The following is a 19,957-nucleotide window of genomic DNA, read 5'->3' as shown; positions in this document are numbered from 1 at the left end:
GGTGCGATGGGTGATTCATGATGAGGCCGAGGTCTGGGGTAATCGGTGGCTGAGCGTACGGCGGTTGGACGTCGAGCAACCCGACGGTGAGCGGTTCGACTATCACGCCGTACGGCTGAAGGACATCGCCGCCGCGGTCGTCATCCGGGACGAGCACGTGCTGCTGATGTGGCGGCACCGGTTCCTGACCGACACGTGGGCCTGGGAGCTCCCGATGGGGATCATCGAGGCCGGTGAGAGCCCGGAGGCCGCGGCGGCGCGGGAGCTCGAGGAGGAGACCGGGTGGCGGGCCGACGGGCTCACCGAGCTCATCCGGTCCGAGCCGGCCGCCGGGATCATGGATTCGCGGCACTACGTGTTCCAGGCGAGGAGCGCGGTACGGATCGGGGAGCCGACGGAGCGGAACGAGTCGGACCGGATCGAGTGGATCCCGCTGGCCGACGTACCCGGGATGATCGCGCGGCACGAGATCGTCAGCGGGATCACGCTGGTCGGGCTCCAGCAGGCGTTGCTGCAGGAACGCTGAAGGGGCGGCACCCCCTTTGGGTGCCGCCCCTCAGTCGTTCAGCTGGTCAGGCTGTGCTGCTGGGTGGATCAGACGAGGCGGGCGAGTGCGAGGCGCGCGCGTGCGCTGGCCCTCTCAGCTCGCCGGCCGGCCCGTTCGGCCTGCTTCTGCGCCTTCTCGATCTGGTGAGCGAGGCGGAAGCGCCGGTTCTGCTCGGCGTCGTGCAGTGAAGCACGACAATGAGCACGGGCGAGATCTTCATGAAGTAAATGCATTTCGATTCTCCTGTGTGAAATCTGGTTCGTCATCGTTCGGACTCGTTTCGGATGGTTGGTGTCGTTCAGGCTGCGGTAACGGTGTCGCTCTTGCGGGGACGCCCTCGGGGCCGCTTGCGCGGAACCACCACACCTTGGACGAACAGCTGGCCACCCCACACACCCCACGGCTCGGAACGCTCAAGCGCTCCGGCCAGGCACTCGGCCTGCAACGGGCAGGTCGTGCAGAGTGACTTCGCGTACTCGACGTCCGCCGGCGATTCGGCGAAGAAGAGTTCTGGCGCGTAGGACCGACAGGGCAGGTCCTGCGACGTTGCCACCTCGGTGAAGACATCGAGGAAGCTCACGCTCATTCCGGTCACCTCCCAGTGACTTTCGGTTGCTGATCTCTTGTCGTCCGTGACGGTCAACGGTTGATGACCGCCAAAACTGTGTCTGACAAACAAAAGGGCCGCGGGACCCTTTGGTGGGTTCCGCGGCCTGGAGGTGCCGGCTCTGACGTCTGTCAGACCGGTGGACTCCATGCTCGAGAACCCGAACCGCCGTACTTCACATCGCCGACAGCTCCGCCCTTGATCTGGGCAAAGCCGGAGGCCATGAGGACAACGGTCGCGACGTGCGGTCGCGGCGAGGCACCCTGAATCGGGGCGCACGGCAGCGCTACAACGTCGCTGATCGGCATCTTGGCCGTGTTGTTGGTGATCATTTCCAGGGCACCTCCTCTCGTTGTCGCGAAGCGGGCGGTTAGCTCGATCGCTATGGTTGTTTGAAGTTTTCGGCCAGGCTTCGGCCGCAGAAAGAACAGTACGCCGACCTCGTCGGGCCCCGCAAACTATTTATCGCCAGTTTGCGAAGTTGGCCGGAAGTTGCCGCAGCGACGGCCGAATCTGGCTGCTGCGACACCCTCCGCCCCAAAAACAGACGCAGTCCGGCACGCTCCGGGGCGCCATCCGCACGCTCCGGGATCGTTGCCTCTGTCACCTAACTGCCAGGTCTGCCAGGAGCAGAACACGGCACGTCTTCCAGGGTGCGCCGCCGAACCCGTGCCTGGCAACAGATTTCCGCAGGGGCCTTGCCCGAAAGGGCAGTCAGCGGGTGCAGAGCATCAGGATGTGTTCGCCGTACTTCGCCAGCTTGGTGTGGCCGATGCCCGGAATCTGACGGAGGGACTGCTCGTCGGCGGGGCTGGTTTCGGCGATGGCGGTCAGGGTCGCGTCGGTGAGGATGACGAAGGCCGGCATGCGCTCGGACTCGGCCTGCTCGGTGCGCCATTCGATCAGGGCGTCGTACAGCTTCTGGTCGATCTTCGACGGGCAGTCCTCGCAGCGGCCGAGCTTGCGGGCGCCGGGGTCGAGCAGCCCGCGGCCGCAGACCCGGCATTTCGGGATCGGGCGGCCGGAGCGTGAGGAGCTCGCCGGGCGTTCCCGGCTGACGGGCGTCGACGGGTTCCACTCGGTCCGCGCCGTACGGACGCCGATCGGGTCGAGGAACCTGGTCGGGCCGCGCGTACCTCGGCCGCCGGGTGAGCGGGAGGTGGACCAGCTGACGAACAGCTGCTGCTTCGCCCGCGTCACGCCCACATAGAACAGTCGCCGCTCCTCCTCGACCTGCGCCGGCGTCTGGGCGTAGGCGATCGGCAACGTCCCCTCGTGTGCTCCGACGATGAAGACGTTCTCCCACTCCAGCCCCTTGGCCGCGTGCAGGGTGGCCAGCGTGACGCCCTCCGCCAGTGGCGCATGCTGAATCGACGCCCGCCGGTCCAGCTCAGTCATCAGCTCCGGCAGGCGGGCGTCAGGGTGGGCAGCAGCAAAGTCGGAAGTCATCGTCACCAGCGCGCTCAGCGACTCCCACCGGTCCCGCACTGCCCCGGTCCCGGTCGGCGGCTCCGGCTTCCACCCGGCGCCGCCCAGCACTCCGGTCACGGTGGTGACCAGGTCGTCCGACACCTCTCCAGCCTTCGCCTGCCCGCGTAGTAGTACGGCGGCCTGCCGGATCTCGGCTCGCTCGAAGAACCGCTCAGCTCCCTTCAGCACGGTCGGGATCTTCCGCTCGGCCAGCGCCTGCTCGAAGTTCTCCGACTGCGCATTGGTCCGGAACAGTACGGCGATGTCCCGCAACGCCGCGCCCTCGTCCCGGAGCCGCACGACCGCCCGCGCCACCGCGTCCGACTCTGCGACCTCATCGGAGTACTCGCGGTACACCGGAGCCGGACCGGCCTCCTTCTGCGACCGCAGCGTCACCCGGCCGGGCAGTCCGGTCGGACCGGCCGCGTCCAGGATCTTGTTCGCCACGTCGACGATCTGGGGCGTCGACCGGTAGTCACGGACCAGCTTGATCACTGTGGCCGACGGATGCCGGGAGGCGAAGCGCACCAGGTTCTCCGGCTCGGCACCGGCCCACGAATAGATCGTCTGCGCCGGATCGCCGACCACGCAGACGTCCTCACGGCCGCCCAGCCACAGGTCGAGCAGACTCTGCTGCAGCGGCGACACGTCCTGATACTCGTCCACGACGAACGTCCGGTACTGCCGGCGGATCTCCGCCGCCACCCGCTCGTCCTCGGCGAGCAACGCGACCGCACAGAGCAGCACGTCCTCCAGGTCGATCCGGCCGCGCTCGAGCTTCACGTCTTCGTACGCCGCGAAGATGCGCGCGATCGTGGCCGGGTCGAAGGCAGCCAGCGTGCGGGCCGACTTGGGCGCGATGCGGGCGTAGTCGTCCGGGCGGACGTTGCTGACCTTGGCCCACTCGACCTCACCGGCCAGGTCGCGCAGGGCGGGCGTGTCCACCCGGACCCGGCAGCGGGACGCGGCCTCGGTGAGCAGCGGGAACTTGCGATCCGCGATCGGTGGCAGCTCCCCGCCGTACACCTTCGGCCAGAAGAACCGGGCCTGCCGGAGCGCGGCCGAGTGGAAGGTGCGGGCCTGCACGCCCTGGACGCCGAGCTGCGCGAGCCGGCCGCGCATCTCCCCCGCGGCCCGCTGGGTGAACGTCACCGCGAGCACGCGGACCGGGTCGAAGGTCCCGGTCTGGACGCCGTACGCGATCCGGTGGGTGATCGCCCGCGTCTTCCCGGTGCCCGCGCCGGCCATCACCACGACCGGGCCGTGCAACGAGGTCGCGACCGCCCGCTGCTCCGGGTCGAGAGCCTCGAGGAGGCCGTCGGGGGAGGCAGATCGTGTGAAGTCGCTCACGGGCTGAGACATGCGGGAACAGCACCACCTACGGCGTGGTTCGGATACGTCGAGGCAACCCTAGACGGGCGGCCCGACAGAAAACCCCTCGCACTCCCGAAGGAGTCAGCCCGATGGCTGCTTTCACGATGTACTCGACCCCCTGGTGCGGTTACTGCCACCGCCTCAAGGGCCAGCTGAAGCGCGCCGGCATCGAGTTCACCGAGGTCGACATCGAGCAGGTCCCGGAGGCGGCCAAGCTGGTCGAGAAGGTCAACAACGGCAACCAGACGGTGCCGACGGTGGTCTTCCCGGACGGCACCGCGATGACGAACCCGTCGCTCGCCCAGGTCGCGGAGAAGCTCGCCGCCTGAGACCGAACTCAGGTCATATCGCCTGAGTTATGGACATTACGGTCATGACCGTTATACCTTGCGATGAACTACGTCGCAGGGAGTCCGCCCATGTTCTCGCGCCGTCACGCTCTTAATGTGCACCGTCGCGTTGCGCTGACGACCCTTGTCGTCACTCTCGGCCTGCTCGTCACGGGCGGGCTGCACGCCACAGCCGCGCCACCGCTGCCTGATCCGTTCCCGTCCGAGACCTGGCCGCTCGGCCCGCCGACGAAGCCGTTCGCGCCGGCCGACGAGGTCATCAAGGACCTCGGGTCACCGGTCAGCTCGCTGACCGTGATGGAGGGCGCGGTCGGCCACACCCCCGACGGTCGCGACGTGGTGTACGCCGTACCCGCCGGAGAGAACGCGCGTCTCAACGTCGCCGATCTGCACACCCATGAGCTGATCCGCACCGTGCCGCTCCCGGGAGCCGCCGGCGGATGGGCGATCGTGGTCACGCCGAACGGGGACGTCTACCTCGGCACGTACCCGTACGCGCACCTGTACCGCTACAGCCCCGTCACCGGCGAGGTGACCGACCTGGGCCAGCCCATTCCGGGCGAGTCCCAGATCTACGGCCTCACCGCCGACGCGGAGGGCAACGTGTACGCCGGGACCTACCCGACCGCACACGCCTTCAAGTACGACCCGTCCACCGGACAGGTCACCGACTACGGCTCACTCGACCCGGTGCAGCAGTACGCGCGGTCCACGGTCTACGACCCGGATCACCGCAAGCTGTTCGTCGGAGTCTCCACTCCGAACGCCCGCCTGCTGCGGATCGACGTGGACACCAAGGCGGTCGAGGACATCACTCCCCCGGGTACGACGGCCAAGGACTTCATCGATCTGGACTACGCCGGCGGCAAGGTGTTCGCGAACGCCAGCAGCCGGCTGGTCGTGGTCGACGCGGTCACCGGTGAGCAGATCAAGTACACCGACGCCACGACCGGCCAGCAGGTGATGGACTACCCGATCGCTGCCCGTGGAGTCTCCGCGGCCGGACCGGGTGGCGTGTACTTCACCAACAACACCCTGGCCCTCACGCACTACGACCTGGACACCAACACGGTCGGTCCGGTCTCGCCACCGCGCACGCTGACCCGTGGCGCCTCCATCGGCTACGGCTGGGTGACGGAGAACGGCGTACCCGTGCTTTATGGCCTGGCTGGCAACTACTCCGGTGGGACGTTCCGCTACAACCCCGCGGACGGGACGCTGGCGCAGTGGAGCTCGCCGTTCATGTACGTGCCGTCGCCGCTCATGCACGAGCTGGCCGACCCCGTCACGGGCAAGGTGTTCGTCAACGTCTACCTGAACGGCTCGACAGCCATCTACGACCCGGCGACCGGCAAGTCCACCGTCACCACCCGGCAGGGACAGGTCGAGGGCTGGGCCTGGGACGGCACCGGCAAGATGTACGTCGGTATCTATCCGTACGGCCGTTTGTCGCTCTGGGACCCGGCGCTACCGGACAGCACGACCAACCCGAAGGAACTGTTCAGCCTGGTCGACAGCGACCACCAGAACAGGCCGGTCTCGGTAGTCCCTGACGGCAACCACGTGTACGTCGGCACCACACCGGCGTACGGCGAGTATGGCGGCGCGCTGACCGTGTACGACGTACCGACCGGCAGCCACACCGTCTACCGCAACCTGGTGACCGACCAGACGATCGCATCCATCCTGCCTGCGGGTGCGGACGTGTGGGCCGGCTCCAGCATCGAAGGCGGTCAGGGCACCGACCCGCGGGCTACCGAGGCGCACCTGGTCAAGGTGGACCCGGCGACGGGACAGGTGCTCACCGACATCGTCCCGGTGCCCGGTGCGGCCAGCATCAACGAGCTGATCACCGGACCGGACGGCAACATCTGGGGTCTGGCCGACGGCATCGTGTTTGTCGTCAGTCCGTCGACCGGTGAAGTACTACGGACGCTGACCGTGTTCGCCGGAGCGACTGGCTCGCAGGACGGCGCATTGTCCTGGCGGGACGGCTACCTGTACGGCGTGACCGGCGGGCGACTGTTCGTCCTGGACATCCTCAGCGGCCACACAACCATTCTGCGCGACCGCGGTCTCAACCGACTCACGCAGACACCGGACGGCACCTACTACACGCTGCTGCGGCCGGACGGCTTCACCAACCCGACCAACCTGGCGTCGTACACCCCACCGGTCGATTCGTGTCCGCAGTCGGACGTCAGGGCGACAGTCTGGACGGGGAACATCGACAGCCACGTGTCGAACCGCTTCCTGATCTACGGCTGCACGCTGACCGACACACTGCCGAGCGCCAAGGCGGACTGGCCGAGCCACGCCGCCTACGTCCTCGCTGTCGACCGGAAGCTCCGTGAGCTCGAGAAGGCCGGCACGGTGGAGCGTTGGGAGGGCGTCCTGATCAGGGTCGCCGCGGCCCGGTCGAACGTGGGCCGGTAGGACCTAGTCACCAGCTACCGGTGAGGCTCTCGCCGTACCAGCCTTCGATCAGGCGGCGGGAGATCGAGATCGCACCCGGGAGGGCCATCGTGCCGGCTTCGACCAGCGCACGAACGTCCTCCCGGGTGAACCATTTCGCCTCGGCGATCTCGTCCTGGTCCACCTCGATGTCGAAACCGGTCGCCTTCGCGTAGAACCCGAGCATCAGGCTGGCGGGCAGTGGCCACGGCTGACTGCCGGCGTAGTCGATCTCGGGTCCGACGACGACACCACTCTCTTCCAGCACCTCACGCCGTACGGCGGCCTCGAGCGACTCACCGGGCTCGACGAAGCCGGCCAGCGTCGAGTAGCGGCCGACCGGCCAGGCCTCGTTGCGCCCTAGTAGTGCGCGGTCCTGGTCGTCGGTGACGAGCACGATGATCGCCGGGTCGCTGCGCGGGAAATGACTCCGGCCGCAGACCGGGCAGTGCCGAACGTGGCCTGCCTCGATGACCTCGGTGTGCGCACCGCAGTTGGCGCAGTGGGTGTGGACGGCGTGCCAGTTGGCCAGTCCGATCACGTTGACGGCGATACCGGCTTCGCGGTCGTCCAGGAGGGCGCCCAGCTCGCGGAGTCCGCCGTACGACTCGTCTGGCTCTGCTTCGGTGAGCACACCGAAGACTGCACGGCCCTCAGCGGTCTGACCGGCGCCGGACTCGCGGTCGATGCCCAGGAAGATCCGCATGCCTTCCGGTGCGTCCGCCGGCGTCAGCAGCTCCAGTCCGGTGCGCTCGGAGTTCACCAGCAGCTGGTCACCGGCGACTACGACCACCTGGGTGTCGTCGGCGGCCCAGGCCTTCTCCAGCCAGTCGTCGTCACGGCGGCGGTCGGCGGCGCGGTCCAGGACGGACCGGGACAGGGCTAGCGAACCGGAAGCGATGGAATAGGCCACGTGAGCCAACCTACCCCGGCACCGTGAGAGCATCCCCGCATGAGTATTCACATCGCCGCCGAGAAGGGGCAGATCGCTCCGCGGGTGCTGTTCCCCGGGGATCCACTGCGGGCCAAGTGGATCGCGGAGACCTACCTGTCCGACGTGATCTGCTACACCGAGATCCGGAACATGTTCGGGTTCACCGGCAACTACAAGGGTGAGCGGATCTCCGTGCAGGGCTCCGGCATGGGCCAGCCGTCCGCGTCCATCTACGCGAACGAGCTGTTCGCGGAGTACGACGTACAGACCCTGATCCGGGTCGGGACGTGCGGTGCGCTGACCGAGGCCGTCCGGGTCCGCGACGTGATCGTGGCGATGTCCGCGAGCACCGACTCGCAGATGAACCGGCTGCGCTTCCACGGCATCGACTACGCGCCGACCGCGGACTACAAGTTGCTCCGCGCGGCGGTGGACGCGGCCGAGGCGGCCAACCTGAACGTGCACGTCGGCCAGGTGTTCTCCGGCGACCTGTTCTACAACGACCGAGCGGACCTGGTGGCGCGGACCGCGGAGTACGGCGTACTGGGGATCGAGATGGAGGCGTCAGCGCTCTACACGCTGGCGGCGAAGTTCGGCCGTCGCGCGCTCGGCATCATGACGGTGTCGGACCACCTGATCACCAAGGAGGAGACGACGGCCGAGGAGCGCCAGACGACCTTCTCCGAGATGATCACGATCGCCCTCGACGCGGCGATCGAGGTGCCGGTCTGACCCCGCGGTACGGCGCCGCCGTGCTGGCGTGCGCCGTGATCCTGATCGGTACGACGTCCTGCTCAGGCAGCAAGGCGGACGACAAGGCAGGCAACACGCCCGGCTCGACTACCAGCGCGTCTGGTACTCCGGGCGCTAGCAACACGCAGTCTGGTCCGGAGGAGAAGCTGCCGGACCTCACGACCGCACAGGTCGTCGCAGCCTTCACCGGCAAGGGCTACACGTGCAGCACCGACGAGGCCTACCAGACCTGCGCTCAGGGCGCTACGTCGATCCAGGTGCTGATCGGAAAACAACCGCGCCCGCCAGTGCTCTCACTGCAGGCGACCGGTGTGGCAGCAGAGGCGACGACGAAGCTGGCCGACTTCGCACCGCAGGCGCTGGAGCTGGCCCACGTGAACCCACGCGGCCAGATCGCCGACTGGTTGAAGCAGCAGCAGGGCAAGGCGTCGGCGCAGACCACGGCAGGCAACTGGACCGTCGAGTTCTCGACCGAGTCGGAGTCCGACCAGCCGGGCGCGATCCTCACCCTGACAGACAAGCTCTGCAAGGTGGACTGCGGAGCTGAGTAGCTAGGCTGCGACGAGCTTGGGCAGGACCTGCAGGAGCCGATCGGTCAGCAGGTCCGGGGTCTTGTCCGGGTTCGCGGCGTAGCCGACCACGGCCTGCTCGAACAGTCCGTCGACCAGGGCGTACGCCGTTGGGGCGTCGACGGTCGGCGCGGTCCCGGTGAGATCGGCGTACCGGCTGAGGATCCGCCAGATCATCTCTTCGAGCAGCTGGTCGATCGCCTCGACGTCCGGGCGGAGCTGCTCCTCGAACATGCTCTGGGCGCGCAGGTCGTACCAGAGCTTGTGCATCGGGGTCTCTTCGACCAGCGTCTGGATCATCTTGGCCAGGAACCCGGTCACGAGTTCGTCGCCGGATCCGGCGGTCTCGACCACTTCGTCGTACCGCCGGGCGCACTTGGTCTTGTAGTAGCGCACGCAGTAGCTGATCAGGTCGATCTTGTCGCGGAAGTAGTAGTGCACGACGCCGTGGGTGAACTCGGAGTTGTTCGCGATCTCCCGCAGGCTGGTCCGGGCGTACCCGAGCTCACCGAGGGTCTTCAGCGCGGACTCGGCCAGCGCGATCCGGCGGCGCTCGATCTTGTCGATCCCGGAAACCCGGGCCGGCCGCTCCGACTCTGCTGTCGCCATCGCCACCACCGCCCTCCTGATCGTCGTTGCGTCAGGGTACCCCGCCACAGGCCAGGCGCGTCCTGTGGCGGGGAGATTTCTTGACAAGTGTCAAACAAAGTCTTGACGACTGTCAAAGACCTGGCCAGAGTGTGAAACAGCCAGTGCGTCCTGTGAGCAAGAAGGAGCATCAGATGGGTTCACTCGATCTCTCCGGCCGGAAGGCCCTCGTCACCGGCGGTGCCCAGGGCCTCGGTGAGGGTATGGCCAAGGCCCTCGCGGCAGCCGGCGCCAAAGTCGTGATCAGCGACATCCAGAAGGACACCGGCGAGGCCGTCGCCGACGCCCTCGACCAGGAGTACGGCGCCGGCAACGGATTCGTCGCGCACGACGTCACCGACGACGGCAGCTGGGAGAACGCGGTCGTCGCGGCCAACGACATCCTCGGTGGCCTGGACATCCTGGTGAACAACGCGGGCGTGGAGATCACCAGCCTGCTCACCGAGGTGACCGCGGACGACGCCCGCAAGATGCTCGAGGTGAACCTGCTCGGCTCCATCCTCGGCGTCAAGTGGGGGCTGCGAACCATGCGCCCCGACGGCCTGGCCGGCCAGGGTGGCGCGATCATCAACGTCGCCTCGGTCGCGGCGACGATCGCCTTCCCAGGTATCGCGGTCTACTCCGCGACCAAGTCCGGGATCGACCGGCTCACCCGCGTCGCAGCGATGGAGTCCGGCAAGCTCGGGTACGGCGTCCGCGTCAACAGCATCTACCCCGGCCTGGTGCCGACCGCGATGGGCGCGGGTCTGGCCAACGACTGCGCCGAGATCGGACTGTTCGAGTCCCCGGAAGCCGCGGTCGCCGCGGTGATCGGCCTGACCCCGGCCGGCCGGCTCGGCGAGGTCTCCGACATGGCCGACGCGGTCGTCTTCCTCGCGTCGAACGAGGCGCGCTTCATCACCGGCATCGGCCTGCCCGTCGACGGCGGAATGGGGATGTAGATGACTGTATTGATGCCGCGCCTCCGGCGCGGCGGGTCATTGGGCTGTAACTCCCGGCCTTCCCTCGTCGCTCCGGTCGCTTCGCTCCCTCCACTCCTCAGTCCAGGCCGGGAGGCCCAATGACCAGCAAACCCGTCGTCGTGTACGGCGCGTCCGGCTACACCGGGCGTCTCGTGTGTGAGTACCTGCGCCACTACCACGTGCCGTTCGTCGCAGCTGGTCGTAGCAAGGACACGCTGACGGCCTCGATGGAGGCGAACGTCCCCGGTATCGAGACAGCGGACTACGAGATCACCGCAGTCGACCATGACCTCGCGTCACTGACCGATGTGTTCAAAGGCGCGTCCGTCGTACTCAACACGGTCGGACCGTTCAGCGAGCTCGGCCCTGCGGCAGTAGAAGCAGCACTCGCAGCAGGTGCGCACTACACCGACACATCTGGTGAGCAGGACTGGCTGATCACCTGCGACGAGAAGTACGGCGCTCAGTTCGCCGAAGCCGGCCTGCTGCTGGCACCAGGTGTCGCGCAGATGTACACGACTGGTGAGATCGCCGCGCAGCTGTGCCTGGAAGAGCCCGGCCTGGACACGCTGGACATCGCAGTGTTCTGGGGCGGCAGTCCGACCATCGCTTCGACTCGCACGATCCTGGTGAACGCAGCGACGTCGAAGGCGCACTTCCTGGAGCAGAATGCGTACGTCGAGTTCCCCGAGCAGGGTCTGGTGCCACTAGTAGTGCCAGGACAGCACGAGCTGGCGCTGTCACTGCCGTGGGGCGGCACGTCGCACCCGGTCTGGTTCAGGCGCGATCCACGAGTGGCCAACTGCAAGGCGCAGGGCGGTGTCTTCAACGCAGCGCTCATGAACGGCGTACCGCAGATCGTCGCGGCCGCACTGGAAGCGACGAAGGACATGTCTCCGGACGACCGCAACGAGGCGCTGACCGCGACCGCGCGTCAGGTGATGGACAGCATGCCGCCACGCGAGAACCCGCGGGTCAACAAGTCGCTGGACTCGGTGCATGCCTCCGGACCGCTCGGGCGCGCGCACTGCGTCATCCACGGCAACAGCAACTACCAGCAGACCGGACTGCTTCAGGCGTACGCGGCGTACTCGTTGCTGCAGACGCCACCGAAGCGGGTCGGGTTCGCGAGTGGTTGCCAGGCGTTCGGTCACCGCGAGTTGCTCGGCGTACTGCGGAGCTTCGGGCTGGTGTCCGAGCCACAGCTGACTGTGCAGCGCTAAGGGGTTCGTTGTGCGACTGGTCGACTACCTCGACAAGGGTGCCTCGCTCGGCCCGGATGCGGCCTGCCTGACCACGGACGGCGAGACACTGTCGTACGCCGAGGTTCAGGAGCTGTCGTACCGGATCGCGGGGGCGCTCGCGGCGAGCGGCGTACGACCGGGCGGCAAGGTCGCGATCCTGTCCTCGAACGACCCGGTGGCGTTCAGCTGCGTGTTCGGGATCAGCCGGGCCGGTGCGATCTGGTGCCCGATCAACCCACGCAACGAGGCCGCGGAGAACCGTGAGCTGCTCGACCAGTTCGACTGCGAAGTACTGATCTACCAGGAGGCGTTCACGCCGCTGGTGGACCGAATCAGGGACTTGCTGCCGAAGGTGCACACGTTCGTGTGTCTCGACGGGAAGCCCGAAGACTCCGGCCCAGACCCCCACCCCAGCGGCCGGAGAATCGTCGGTTGGGACGCGTTCTGCGGGGGCGCGTCCCAACCGGCGCCCGATCTGACCGACCCGGACGATCTGGCCATGATCGTCGGGACCGGTGGCACCACTGGGCGTCCGAAGGGAGTGATGCTCGGCAACAGCAATCTCGAGGCGATGACCGCGCTGACGCTGATCGGGTACCCGTTCGGTGAGCGGCCGGTCTATCTGGCGCTGGCGCCGTTGACGCACGCGGCCGGAGTGCTGTGCTTCCCGGTGCTCGCGTCCGGCGGGGAGATCGTGATCATGCGGACTCCCGACGTCCACGCCTTCCTGGAGCTGATACCGCGACACGGGGTGACGCACACGTTCTTGCCGCCGACGCTGATCTACATGGTGCTGGCGGCCGAGGAGCTGGACTCCACGGACCTGTCGTCGTTGCGGTGCTTCTGGTACGGCGCCGCGCCGATGTCGGTCGCTCGTCTCGAGGAGGCCTTGCAGCGGATCGGCCCGATGGCGCAGCTGTTCGGGCAGACCGAGGCGCCGATGATGATCTCAGTCCTGCCGCCGGCCGCACACTTCGATGCCGCGGGCAACATTGCCCGCGGACGTCTGTCGTCGGCCGGGCGGCCGTCGCCGCTGGTCACGGTGGCGATCATGGGCGCGGACGGCGATCTCCTTTCCTCGGGCGAGCGAGGTGAGATCGTCGTCCGCGGCTCACTGGTGATGAAGGGGTACTACAAGAACCCGGAGGCGACCGATGCGGCGTCGGCGTACGGCTGGCACCACACGGGGGACATCGGCTACCTGGACGACGAGAACTACCTGTACATCGTCGACCGGGCGAAAGACATGATCATCACCGGCGGCTTCAACGTGTACTCGACCGAGGTCGAACAGGCCCTGATGGCGCACGCCGCCGTCCGGGACTGCGCCGTGATCGGACAGCCCGACGAGAAGTGGGGCGAGCGAGTCGTTGCCGTCGTACAACTCCAGCCGGGCAGCGTGGTCGATGCAGCCGAGCTGATCGCCTTTGCCAAGGAACGCATCGGCAGCGTCAAGGCGCCCAAGGAAGTGCTGGTCTGGCCCGACCTGCCTCGTTCCAAGGTCGGCAAGGTCCTCAAGCCGGACATCAAGGCCCGCCTCGGCGCGGGGGAGTCTCTGGCCACTCCCCCGCGCAGCGGCGCTTAGCTACTTCCGGAGGCGGCAGCGGTTGAGCTGGCGACGACGATCGCGGCGGTGATGGCGGCTTGCATCTCTGCGACCGCCTTCTTCACCGCGGCCGCGGCCCAGTCGGAGTCCGCGATCTCCTTCGCCCGCTGCTTCAGCGCACGCTTGTCCACCGCATCCGTGACAACCTTCGGTACGACGTTCAGCGCGCTGAGCAGGGCGATCAAGGCGCCGGTGCGCTCGTTCGGCGCCGTACCGACCTTCAGCACGCTCTCCAGCTGGGAACGCACCTCCGCCTCGTGCCGTGCATCCTTCGCCGGCCAACGTGTCACCGGGAACAGGCCGAGTACCTTGCCCTCGTCCGCCTCCAGGACACCGCGCTCCGCCAGCCTGGCCAGCAGCTGGTCACGCAGGTGCTTGGACAGCCGTCCGACCTGGTCCTTCGGCTTCTTACCGGGCTTGTCGACCACGAACGAGAGCCGCTCGTCCAGGATCGGGTCACCGGTCGGCGAACCGTCCAGCACCTTCAATCGGCCCGGCTTCTCGCCTGTGCCCTCGCCAGTGATGTCCAGCTTGCCCTGCAGGGTCAGCTCGATCAGCACCGCACCTGCCAAGGCGTAGTCCAGCCCTGGCGACCCGGTGATCGGCTTGCCGGTCTCGTCGTCGTACAGGAGTAGCAGCAGGTCCTCGGCGATCAACATGCCACCACCGTAGGCAGGACCCGCGCTACCGCACATCCGCCGCGCGGGCTACCTGGGGTGTCCGCCTTTAGTAGTGGTGGCCGTTGAGCTCCACCGGCTCGCCGAGGGTGGCTGCTACTTCCGTGAGGAAGCCCGGGGAGAAGTAGTACCAGCGGATCGACCGCACTTTGCCGTCTTCGGTGGTCAGGCGCATCAGGTCGTTCACAGCTCGCCGGCCATCGCGGACCGTGCGGATGAGGATGACGGGCTCATTCCACAGGTCCACGACCTCGGCGGTATAGCGGTACGGCTTGGTGACGTCCAGGGTGTGCTCGATCGAGCCCTGGCTGATGTTGTCGGCGCCGTACTCCGTCAGTACGCCGAGGATCTCGCTGTCCGCGTCGGCGAGCAGGAGTGCGGTCAACCGCGGTACGTCGTAAGCCGTGAACGCGTCGGCTACCGCATCGAGCAGTCGGCGGTCTGGAGCCTCACGCTTAGAGCGGCTGCGGTCCGGGGCGGCCAGGCGGCCGCGACCGCGGTGTAGTGCGGCTTTGACGGCTCCGACCGAGGTACGCAGTACATCTGCAACCTCGGTGAGTGTGAAGCCGAACAGATCCTTCAGCGCGAGTGCGGCGCGCTCCTGCGGCGGGAGAAGAGTCACGAGCTCGGCCCAGGCGTCGCGGACCTCCACTGGGTCGGCGGTGTCCGGTGCGGCCTGCTCCAGCGCGTCGACGAGGACGGGCGTCTGCTTGCGGTAGCTGTCGACGAACGCGTTGGTGGCGACGCGAAAGAGCCATGCCCGCGGGTTGGCGATCGGGCTGTGCGCCTGCGCCGCCTGGGTGAACGCGCGGGCCAGCGACTCCTGCACCAGGTCCTCGGCGTCGAACGCGTTGCCGGTCAGCCGACGGCAGTACTTGTACAGGTCGGAGCGCAGCGGCTCCAGGCGGTCGAGAAACTCCCGCCGTGCTGTGCGGGCGGCCTTCAGCTCTGGCAGGTCGAGTGCGTCGGTCATGGTCATACCAGTCTGGACGGCTGGGTGGGCCGCCAGGATACGGGCCGGTTTCGATGCCGGCTCAGCCATCAAGTAAGGTAAGCCTTAGCTAAGCAGGTACGCCCACCGCGAAAGCAGATCCAGCCATGACCAGAGCACTGACCTTCCGGCGCTTGTTCGCCGGCCTCGGCACCCTCAGCCTCCGGCCGTTCGACCTGACCGAGGACGTGACCACGCTGCACGGTTGGGTGACCCAGCCGTACGCGCGGTACTGGGGCCTCCTCGACGCATCCGTCGCCGACGTGCACGCGGAGTACCTCCGGATCGAGCGGAGTGCGCACCACCGCGCATTCCTCGGCGAGCATGACGGCCGGCCCGCGTTCCTGATGGAGCGCTACGAGCCGACGTACGACGCGATCGGTGAGGTGTACGACGTCGCACCGGGAGACATCGGGATGCATGTGCTGGTCGGACCGCCGGTCGCGCCGATCACCGGATTCACCGGTGCGGTCTTCGAGACGATCATGGACAGCCTGTTCAGCGATCCGCTGGTCGACCGGGTCGTGGTCGAGCCCGACGTACGCAACACCAAGATCCACGCCCTCAACGAGCGGATGGGGTTCCGCAAGCACAGCGTCGTACAACTGCCGGACAAGCAAGCGTGGTTGAGTTTCTGCACCCGCGACCAGTACGCCGACGCACACCGGATGAATGAGGCCGGCTGATGGTCACGCACTTGAACCCGGACGCCTGGGCTGTCGTCAACGTCGCCCTGGTGCGGAAGGCGCTCTCGGAGTTCACCCACGAGCGCATCCTCGAACCTGTCGCCGAGGGCAACGAATTTGTGGTCGGCCGATATCGCTTCGCCGCTCGGCGATATCCCTTGAATCATTGGGATATCTCCTCGGTGGTGCGCGACGACGGCCTGCCGGTCGATGCGCTGGAGTTCATCACCGAGTTCCACGAGCAGCTCGGGATCGGCGCGGAGATGCTGCCGGTGTACCTGGAGGAGATCAGCAGCACGCTCGCGTCGGCGGCGTACAAGCTGTCGAAGCCGGATCTGACCGCTGCCGACCTGGTGACTGCCGATTTCCAGGTGATCGAGGCTGCGATGACCGAGGGCCATCCGTGCTTCGTGGCTAACAACGGGCGGCTCGGGTTCGGGATGAGCGACTACCTCGCGTACGCGCCGGAGACCGGGGCGCCGGTGCAGTTGACCTGGATCGCCACTCGCCGGGACCGGACGACGGTTGCCCACAGCAACACACTGCGCTTCGACGACCTGCTGCGGTCGGAGTTGGGGGACGACGTACTGCAACGGTTCGCTGCCCTCGCCGATCCGGCGGAGTACGTTTATCTGCCGGTGCATCCGTGGCAGTGGGACAACAAGACCTCGATCACGTTTGCCGCGGACATCGCGCAGCGGCACGTCATTCATCTCGGGTCGACGGATGACATCTACCAGCCGCAGCAGTCGATCCGGACGTTCTTCAACCGGTCGCAGCCGTCGAAGTGTTACGTGAAGACGGCGTTGTCGGTGCTCAACATGGGGTTCATGCGCGGACTGTCGCCGTCGTACATGGCCGCGACGCCGGCGATCAACGACTGGGCGCACTCGTTGGTCTCGAATGACCTTGTTTTGAAGCGTTATGGCTTCTCGGTACTGCGGGAGATCGCGGCGGCCGGGTACCACAACCGGTACTACGAGAACGCGACCGACAAGACCTCGCCGTACCGGAAGATGCTGTCGGCGCTGTGGCGGGAGAGCCCGGTGCCGACGCTGGAGCCCGGCGAGCGACTGGCGACGATGGCTTCGCTACTACACGTCGACCGGCACGGTTCGTCATTGGCCGCGGCACTGGTGCGGGCTTCGGGGTTGGCGCCGGCGGACTGGTTGCGCGCGTACGTCGATGCTTATCTCATCCCGTTGCTGCACAGCTTCTACGCCTACGAGCTCGTGTTCATGCCGCATGGGGAGAACCTGATCCTGGTACTGCGGGACGCGATCCCGATCCGGGTGATCATGAAGGACATCGCCGAGGAGATCGCCGTACTCAGCCCGGCGACGCCGATCCCACCGGACGTCGAGCGGATCCGCGCCGAGGTGCCTGACGACGAGAAGCTGCTGTCGATCTTCACCGACGTGTTCGACTGCATCTTCCGGTTCCTGTCACCGCTGCTGGACCGCGAGGGTCTGCTGACGCCTGCCGAGTTCTGGTCGGTGGTTGTGGGCGCGGTGCGCGACTACCAGTCGGCGACGCCGGAGTTGGCCGATGCGTTCGCGAAGTACGACATCTTCACGCCGTCGTTCGCGTTGTCCTGCTTGAATCGGCTGCAGCTGAAGAACAACCAGCAGATGGTCGACCTGACCGACGTGGCCGGCTCGCTCCAGTTCGTCGGCACCTTGGAGAACCCACTCGCCTGTGGATAACTCCCGCGGCGGTACGGCGAAATCCGTCAAGCTGTCGGAGTGACCACGGTTGAAGCATCACAAGCCGGCCGTCCGCCCGCCAGGGACGGCCGGCGCTACGAGGTGGTCGACGGCCGCCTCCTGATCACCGGCGCCCAACCACCCGCCCACCACGCCGCCGTGGTCGCACTCATGGTCCTACTCAAACACGCCTGCCCACCCGACCTCCTGGTATCGGTGGGCTCTGTCGCCTTCCGTCCGACACCCCACACGACTCTCCGCCCAGACCTGCTCGTCTGCCCCCGCAACTACACCATCACCCAGCCACCCCTCCTAGCCGTCGAGGTCCTCTCCCCCGCCACCCGGACCACCGACGTAGTCCTCAAACGCACCCTCTACGAAACCCACCAGGTCCCCTCCTACTGGCTCCTGGACCCCACCACCCAAGAACTAACCATCCTCGCCCTGACCCCCACCGGCTACACCTGCCAAGCCGTCGTCCAAGCCGAGGAGACCTACCAAGCCACCCACCCCTTCCCTGTCGCCCTCACCCCAGCCGCCCTCACCAGGTAACGGGGCATCCCGGGGCAACCTGGGGCAGATCGCCGAAACGGCACCAACCACCCATCGTGCGCCGCCATGCTGGTTGTGTGATCGAGAAGGAGGCACCACCATGGGATACGTGGAAACACTTGAGCCGGGTCACTTCACGCTGGCCGATCTCGAACTGCTTCCCGACGACGGGATGCGCTACGAGGTGGTCGACGGGGTGCTGCTGGTGACCCCGGCGCCATTGACAATCCATCAGACAGCGACCTTAGAACTGGCCGTTGCCTTGCGGCAACGCTGCCCAGAGAACCTCAAGGTGTTTGTTGCTCCGACGGACTACCGGCCGACACCAACGCGATCGGTGCAGCCCGATGTGCTCGTCTGCCGCCGCGAGGATGTTGGGCCAAAGCTGATCGAGAAGCCGTTGCTGCTCGCGGTCGAGGTTCTGTCGCAATCGACGAGCTTGGCGGATCGGGTTCTGAAGCGCCGCTTGTACGAGCAGGCCGGGGTGACGTCCTACTGGATCTTCGATCCAGCGAAGGAAGAGCTGACTGTGCTCGAACTGGCCGGCGACACCTACGTTGAGCGGGCGGTTGTCACCGGCAAGGACGCGTTCGAGGCCAAGCTGCCGTTCCCGGTCCGCATCGTCCCAGCCGACGTCGTCGTCTAGGAGCCGCCCAGACATCCCTGGAACCGGGCAGCCTGGGGCAGATGCTCATCTGCCCTACCGCACCATGTTTGGTCTGAGACAGGGTCGGAGCATGAGACCGATCGAACCAGGTGAATTCTCGACGGCCGATCTCGACGCGGCGCCGGACGAAGGGCCGCGGTACGAGCTCGTAGACGGAGTCCTGCTGGTGACCTATATGTCATCCCGGATCCATCAACGGGCACTCGGCAACCTGGTAATGCAGATGGTCTCCGCCTGCCCTGACCATCTCGAGGTTCTGTACGGACCGTTGGAGTTCCGGCCGAACAGTCGGTTGGCGTTGGTTCCTGATCTGCTGGTGCTTCCGTGCAAGGCCACCACGACGCGATGGGTCGAGGAGTTGGCACTCGCCGTTGAGGTGGTCGTGTCGACGACACGCACCGTCGATCGGGTTCTCAAGCCGGTCCTCTACGAGAGGGCTGGCGTCCCTGCTTACTGGATACTCGATGCGGAGGAGCAGACTCTGACTGTGCTCGAGCTCGTGGATGGTGTGTACGTCGAGCGCGATGTCGTGTCTGGCGAGAAGGTGTTCGAGGCGACGTTGCCGTTTCCGGTGCGGATTGTGCCGGCCGAGCTGTTCCGGGTGCGCTGACAGCAGTTAGTTGTAGTAGCGGCGGGCGCTCGAGCCGATGCGGGTTACGTCGGTGCCGTAGATGTGGATGGAGATCGCCGTGGTGTCCGAGGTGTTGTTGACTCGGTGGATGTCGCCGGGGGGCGCGAAGCCGCTGACGTCGCCGACGTGGTTGTCGCTCTGGCCGATCAGGTTGAGGTCCGCGTCGTAGAGGTCTTCGTGCTCGACGCCCTGGATCACTCCGAACACGCACCAGGTGACGTGATCGTGGATCCGGGTCAGCTGGCCGGGCTGCCAGACCAGGGCGATGATCGAGAACGAGCCGTCGGGCTCGACATGCAGGGTGTGACTCCGGTACCGGTCCGCCGATCCGAGACGCTGCTCGGCCGTCAGTACGTCGGGCGTCGGCAGGTGGCGGCGCAGTTGCTCGGCGACGAGCTGTGCGGTGCCGTGCCAGTCGGCGTGCTCGCCGATCGCGGTTCGAACGCCCGCGGCGAGGTCTGTCAGGGTGCTGGTGGAAGTCGTTGTCGTCGTCATGTCTTGAGCGTGCGCCCCTCAACCCATAACGTCT

General features: G+C 66.8%; 22 protein-coding genes. 13 read left to right on the top strand and 9 right to left on the bottom strand.

Features of this window, described 5'->3' with window-relative positions; genetic code table 11:
- Nucleotide 1: 1 nt before the first annotated feature.
- Nucleotides 2–526, top strand: coding sequence for an NUDIX hydrolase (locus EV650_RS29845; protein ID WP_134122288.1), 525 nt, complete (start codon nt 2–4; stop codon nt 524–526).
- A gap of 68 nt (nt 527–594) precedes the next feature.
- On the opposite strand, the gene EV650_RS29840 is transcribed toward EV650_RS29845, so the two are convergent.
- From EV650_RS29840 to EV650_RS29825, 4 genes are all read right to left on the bottom strand, one after another.
- The gene (locus EV650_RS29840) at nt 595–813 is read right to left on the bottom strand and encodes a putative WhiB-interacting protein (RefSeq protein ID WP_238174526.1); all 219 of its coding nucleotides are present in this window, start codon (nt 811–813) and stop codon (nt 595–597) included.
- A gap of 32 nt (nt 814–845) precedes the next feature.
- Nucleotides 846–1,133, bottom strand: a complete 288-nt coding sequence (locus EV650_RS29835) for a WhiB family transcriptional regulator (protein ID WP_130383944.1) — start codon at nt 1,131–1,133, stop codon at nt 846–848.
- Between the two features lie 152 nt (nt 1,134–1,285).
- Nucleotides 1,286–1,486 (bottom strand): hypothetical protein, encoded by a 201-nt coding sequence (locus EV650_RS29830; RefSeq protein WP_134122287.1) that lies wholly within the window; start codon nt 1,484–1,486, stop codon nt 1,286–1,288.
- A gap of 382 nt (nt 1,487–1,868) precedes the next feature.
- Entirely contained in the window at nt 1,869–3,986 is a 2,118-nt protein-coding gene (locus EV650_RS29825) for an ATP-dependent DNA helicase UvrD2 (RefSeq protein ID WP_134122286.1), read from the bottom strand.
- A 101-nt stretch (nt 3,987–4,087) separates the two neighbouring features.
- On the opposite strand from EV650_RS29825, the gene EV650_RS29820 reads away from it, so the two are divergent.
- On the top strand, nt 4,088–4,327 hold the full coding sequence (locus EV650_RS29820) for a mycoredoxin (RefSeq protein WP_134122285.1): 240 nt from the start codon (nt 4,088–4,090) through the stop codon (nt 4,325–4,327).
- Between the two features lie 117 nt (nt 4,328–4,444).
- Entirely contained in the window at nt 4,445–6,784 is a 2,340-nt protein-coding gene (locus EV650_RS29815; RefSeq protein WP_238174525.1) for an NHL repeat-containing protein, read from the top strand.
- A 7-nt stretch (nt 6,785–6,791) separates the two neighbouring features.
- Here the strand turns inward: EV650_RS29815 and nudC are convergent, their stop codons facing one another.
- On the bottom strand, nt 6,792–7,715 hold the full coding sequence (nudC, locus tag EV650_RS29810) for an NAD(+) diphosphatase (RefSeq protein ID WP_238174524.1): 924 nt from the start codon (nt 7,713–7,715) through the stop codon (nt 6,792–6,794).
- 39 nt (nt 7,716–7,754) lie between these two features.
- Here nudC and deoD point away from each other — a divergent pair, with 39 nt between their 5' ends.
- Complete coding sequence (gene deoD / locus EV650_RS29805; RefSeq protein WP_134122283.1) at nt 7,755–8,468, top strand: purine-nucleoside phosphorylase; 714 nt, start codon at nt 7,755–7,757, stop codon at nt 8,466–8,468.
- Nucleotides 8,469–8,488: 20 nt separating this feature from the next.
- The gene (locus EV650_RS29800) at nt 8,489–9,040 is read left to right on the top strand and encodes a hypothetical protein (protein WP_238174523.1); all 552 of its coding nucleotides are present in this window, start codon (nt 8,489–8,491) and stop codon (nt 9,038–9,040) included.
- Here EV650_RS29800 and EV650_RS29795 read toward each other — a convergent pair whose 3' ends face one another.
- Nucleotides 9,041–9,667 carry a TetR/AcrR family transcriptional regulator gene (locus EV650_RS29795; RefSeq protein ID WP_134122282.1) on the bottom strand — a complete coding sequence of 209 codons (627 nt, stop codon included), beginning with the start codon at nt 9,665–9,667 and terminating at the stop codon, nt 9,041–9,043.
- Between the two features lie 173 nt (nt 9,668–9,840).
- Here EV650_RS29795 and EV650_RS29790 point away from each other — a divergent pair, with 173 nt between their 5' ends.
- The 3 genes from EV650_RS29790 to EV650_RS29780 all read left to right on the top strand — a co-directional run bounded on the left by EV650_RS29790 (nt 9,841) and on the right by EV650_RS29780 (nt 13,497).
- Nucleotides 9,841–10,647: an SDR family NAD(P)-dependent oxidoreductase gene (locus tag EV650_RS29790; RefSeq protein WP_134122281.1), complete on the top strand. Its 807-nt coding sequence runs from the start codon at nt 9,841–9,843 to the stop codon at nt 10,645–10,647.
- Between the two features lie 119 nt (nt 10,648–10,766).
- A complete protein-coding gene (locus EV650_RS29785) occupies nt 10,767–11,891 on the top strand; it encodes a DUF5938 domain-containing protein (protein ID WP_134122280.1) in 1,125 nt (374 codons plus the stop codon).
- Nucleotides 11,892–11,901: 10 nt separating this feature from the next.
- On the top strand, nt 11,902–13,497 hold the full coding sequence (locus tag EV650_RS29780; RefSeq protein ID WP_134122279.1) for an acyl-CoA synthetase: 1,596 nt from the start codon (nt 11,902–11,904) through the stop codon (nt 13,495–13,497).
- Here the strand turns inward: EV650_RS29780 and EV650_RS29775 are convergent.
- Together EV650_RS29775 and EV650_RS29770 are read right to left on the bottom strand one after the other, a co-directional pair.
- Entirely contained in the window at nt 13,494–14,177 is a 684-nt protein-coding gene (locus EV650_RS29775; RefSeq protein ID WP_134122278.1) for a GOLPH3/VPS74 family protein, read from the bottom strand. The genes EV650_RS29780 and EV650_RS29775 overlap by 4 nt on opposite strands.
- Before the next feature lie 67 nt (nt 14,178–14,244).
- Nucleotides 14,245–15,168, bottom strand: a complete 924-nt coding sequence (locus tag EV650_RS29770; protein WP_166678311.1) for a sigma-70 family RNA polymerase sigma factor — start codon at nt 15,166–15,168, stop codon at nt 14,245–14,247.
- A gap of 125 nt (nt 15,169–15,293) precedes the next feature.
- On the opposite strand from EV650_RS29770, the gene EV650_RS29765 reads away from it, so the two are divergent.
- The 5 genes from EV650_RS29765 to EV650_RS29745 all read left to right on the top strand — a co-directional run bounded on the left by EV650_RS29765 (nt 15,294) and on the right by EV650_RS29745 (nt 19,407).
- Nucleotides 15,294–15,872 (top strand): GNAT family N-acetyltransferase, encoded by a 579-nt coding sequence (locus EV650_RS29765; protein WP_134122276.1) that lies wholly within the window; start codon nt 15,294–15,296, stop codon nt 15,870–15,872.
- Nucleotides 15,872–17,578: an IucA/IucC family protein gene (locus EV650_RS29760; protein ID WP_134122275.1), complete on the top strand. Its 1,707-nt coding sequence runs from the start codon at nt 15,872–15,874 to the stop codon at nt 17,576–17,578. Before EV650_RS29765 ends, EV650_RS29760 begins: the two co-directional genes overlap by 1 nt.
- Nucleotides 17,579–17,617: 39 nt before the next feature.
- On the top strand, nt 17,618–18,130 hold the full coding sequence (locus EV650_RS29755) for a Uma2 family endonuclease (RefSeq protein ID WP_134122274.1): 513 nt from the start codon (nt 17,618–17,620) through the stop codon (nt 18,128–18,130).
- Between the two features lie 100 nt (nt 18,131–18,230).
- Complete coding sequence (locus EV650_RS29750; RefSeq protein ID WP_134122273.1) at nt 18,231–18,776, top strand: Uma2 family endonuclease; 546 nt, start codon at nt 18,231–18,233, stop codon at nt 18,774–18,776.
- Nucleotides 18,777–18,867: 91 nt separating this feature from the next.
- Complete coding sequence (locus EV650_RS29745) at nt 18,868–19,407, top strand: Uma2 family endonuclease (RefSeq protein WP_134122272.1); 540 nt, start codon at nt 18,868–18,870, stop codon at nt 19,405–19,407.
- 6 nt (nt 19,408–19,413) lie between these two features.
- On the opposite strand, the gene EV650_RS29740 is transcribed toward EV650_RS29745, so the two are convergent.
- Nucleotides 19,414–19,923 carry a cysteine dioxygenase family protein gene (locus EV650_RS29740; RefSeq protein ID WP_134122271.1) on the bottom strand — a complete coding sequence of 170 codons (510 nt, stop codon included), beginning with the start codon at nt 19,921–19,923 and terminating at the stop codon, nt 19,414–19,416.
- Between the last annotated feature and the right edge of the window lie 34 nt (nt 19,924–19,957).

The sequence above is a fragment of the Kribbella kalugense genome (assembly GCF_004365875.1).
GTDB lineage: Bacteria > Actinomycetota > Actinomycetes > Propionibacteriales > Kribbellaceae > Kribbella > Kribbella kalugense.
Note: the sequence above shows the minus strand (reverse complement) of the source record. Positions and strands in the feature narration are given on the sequence as shown.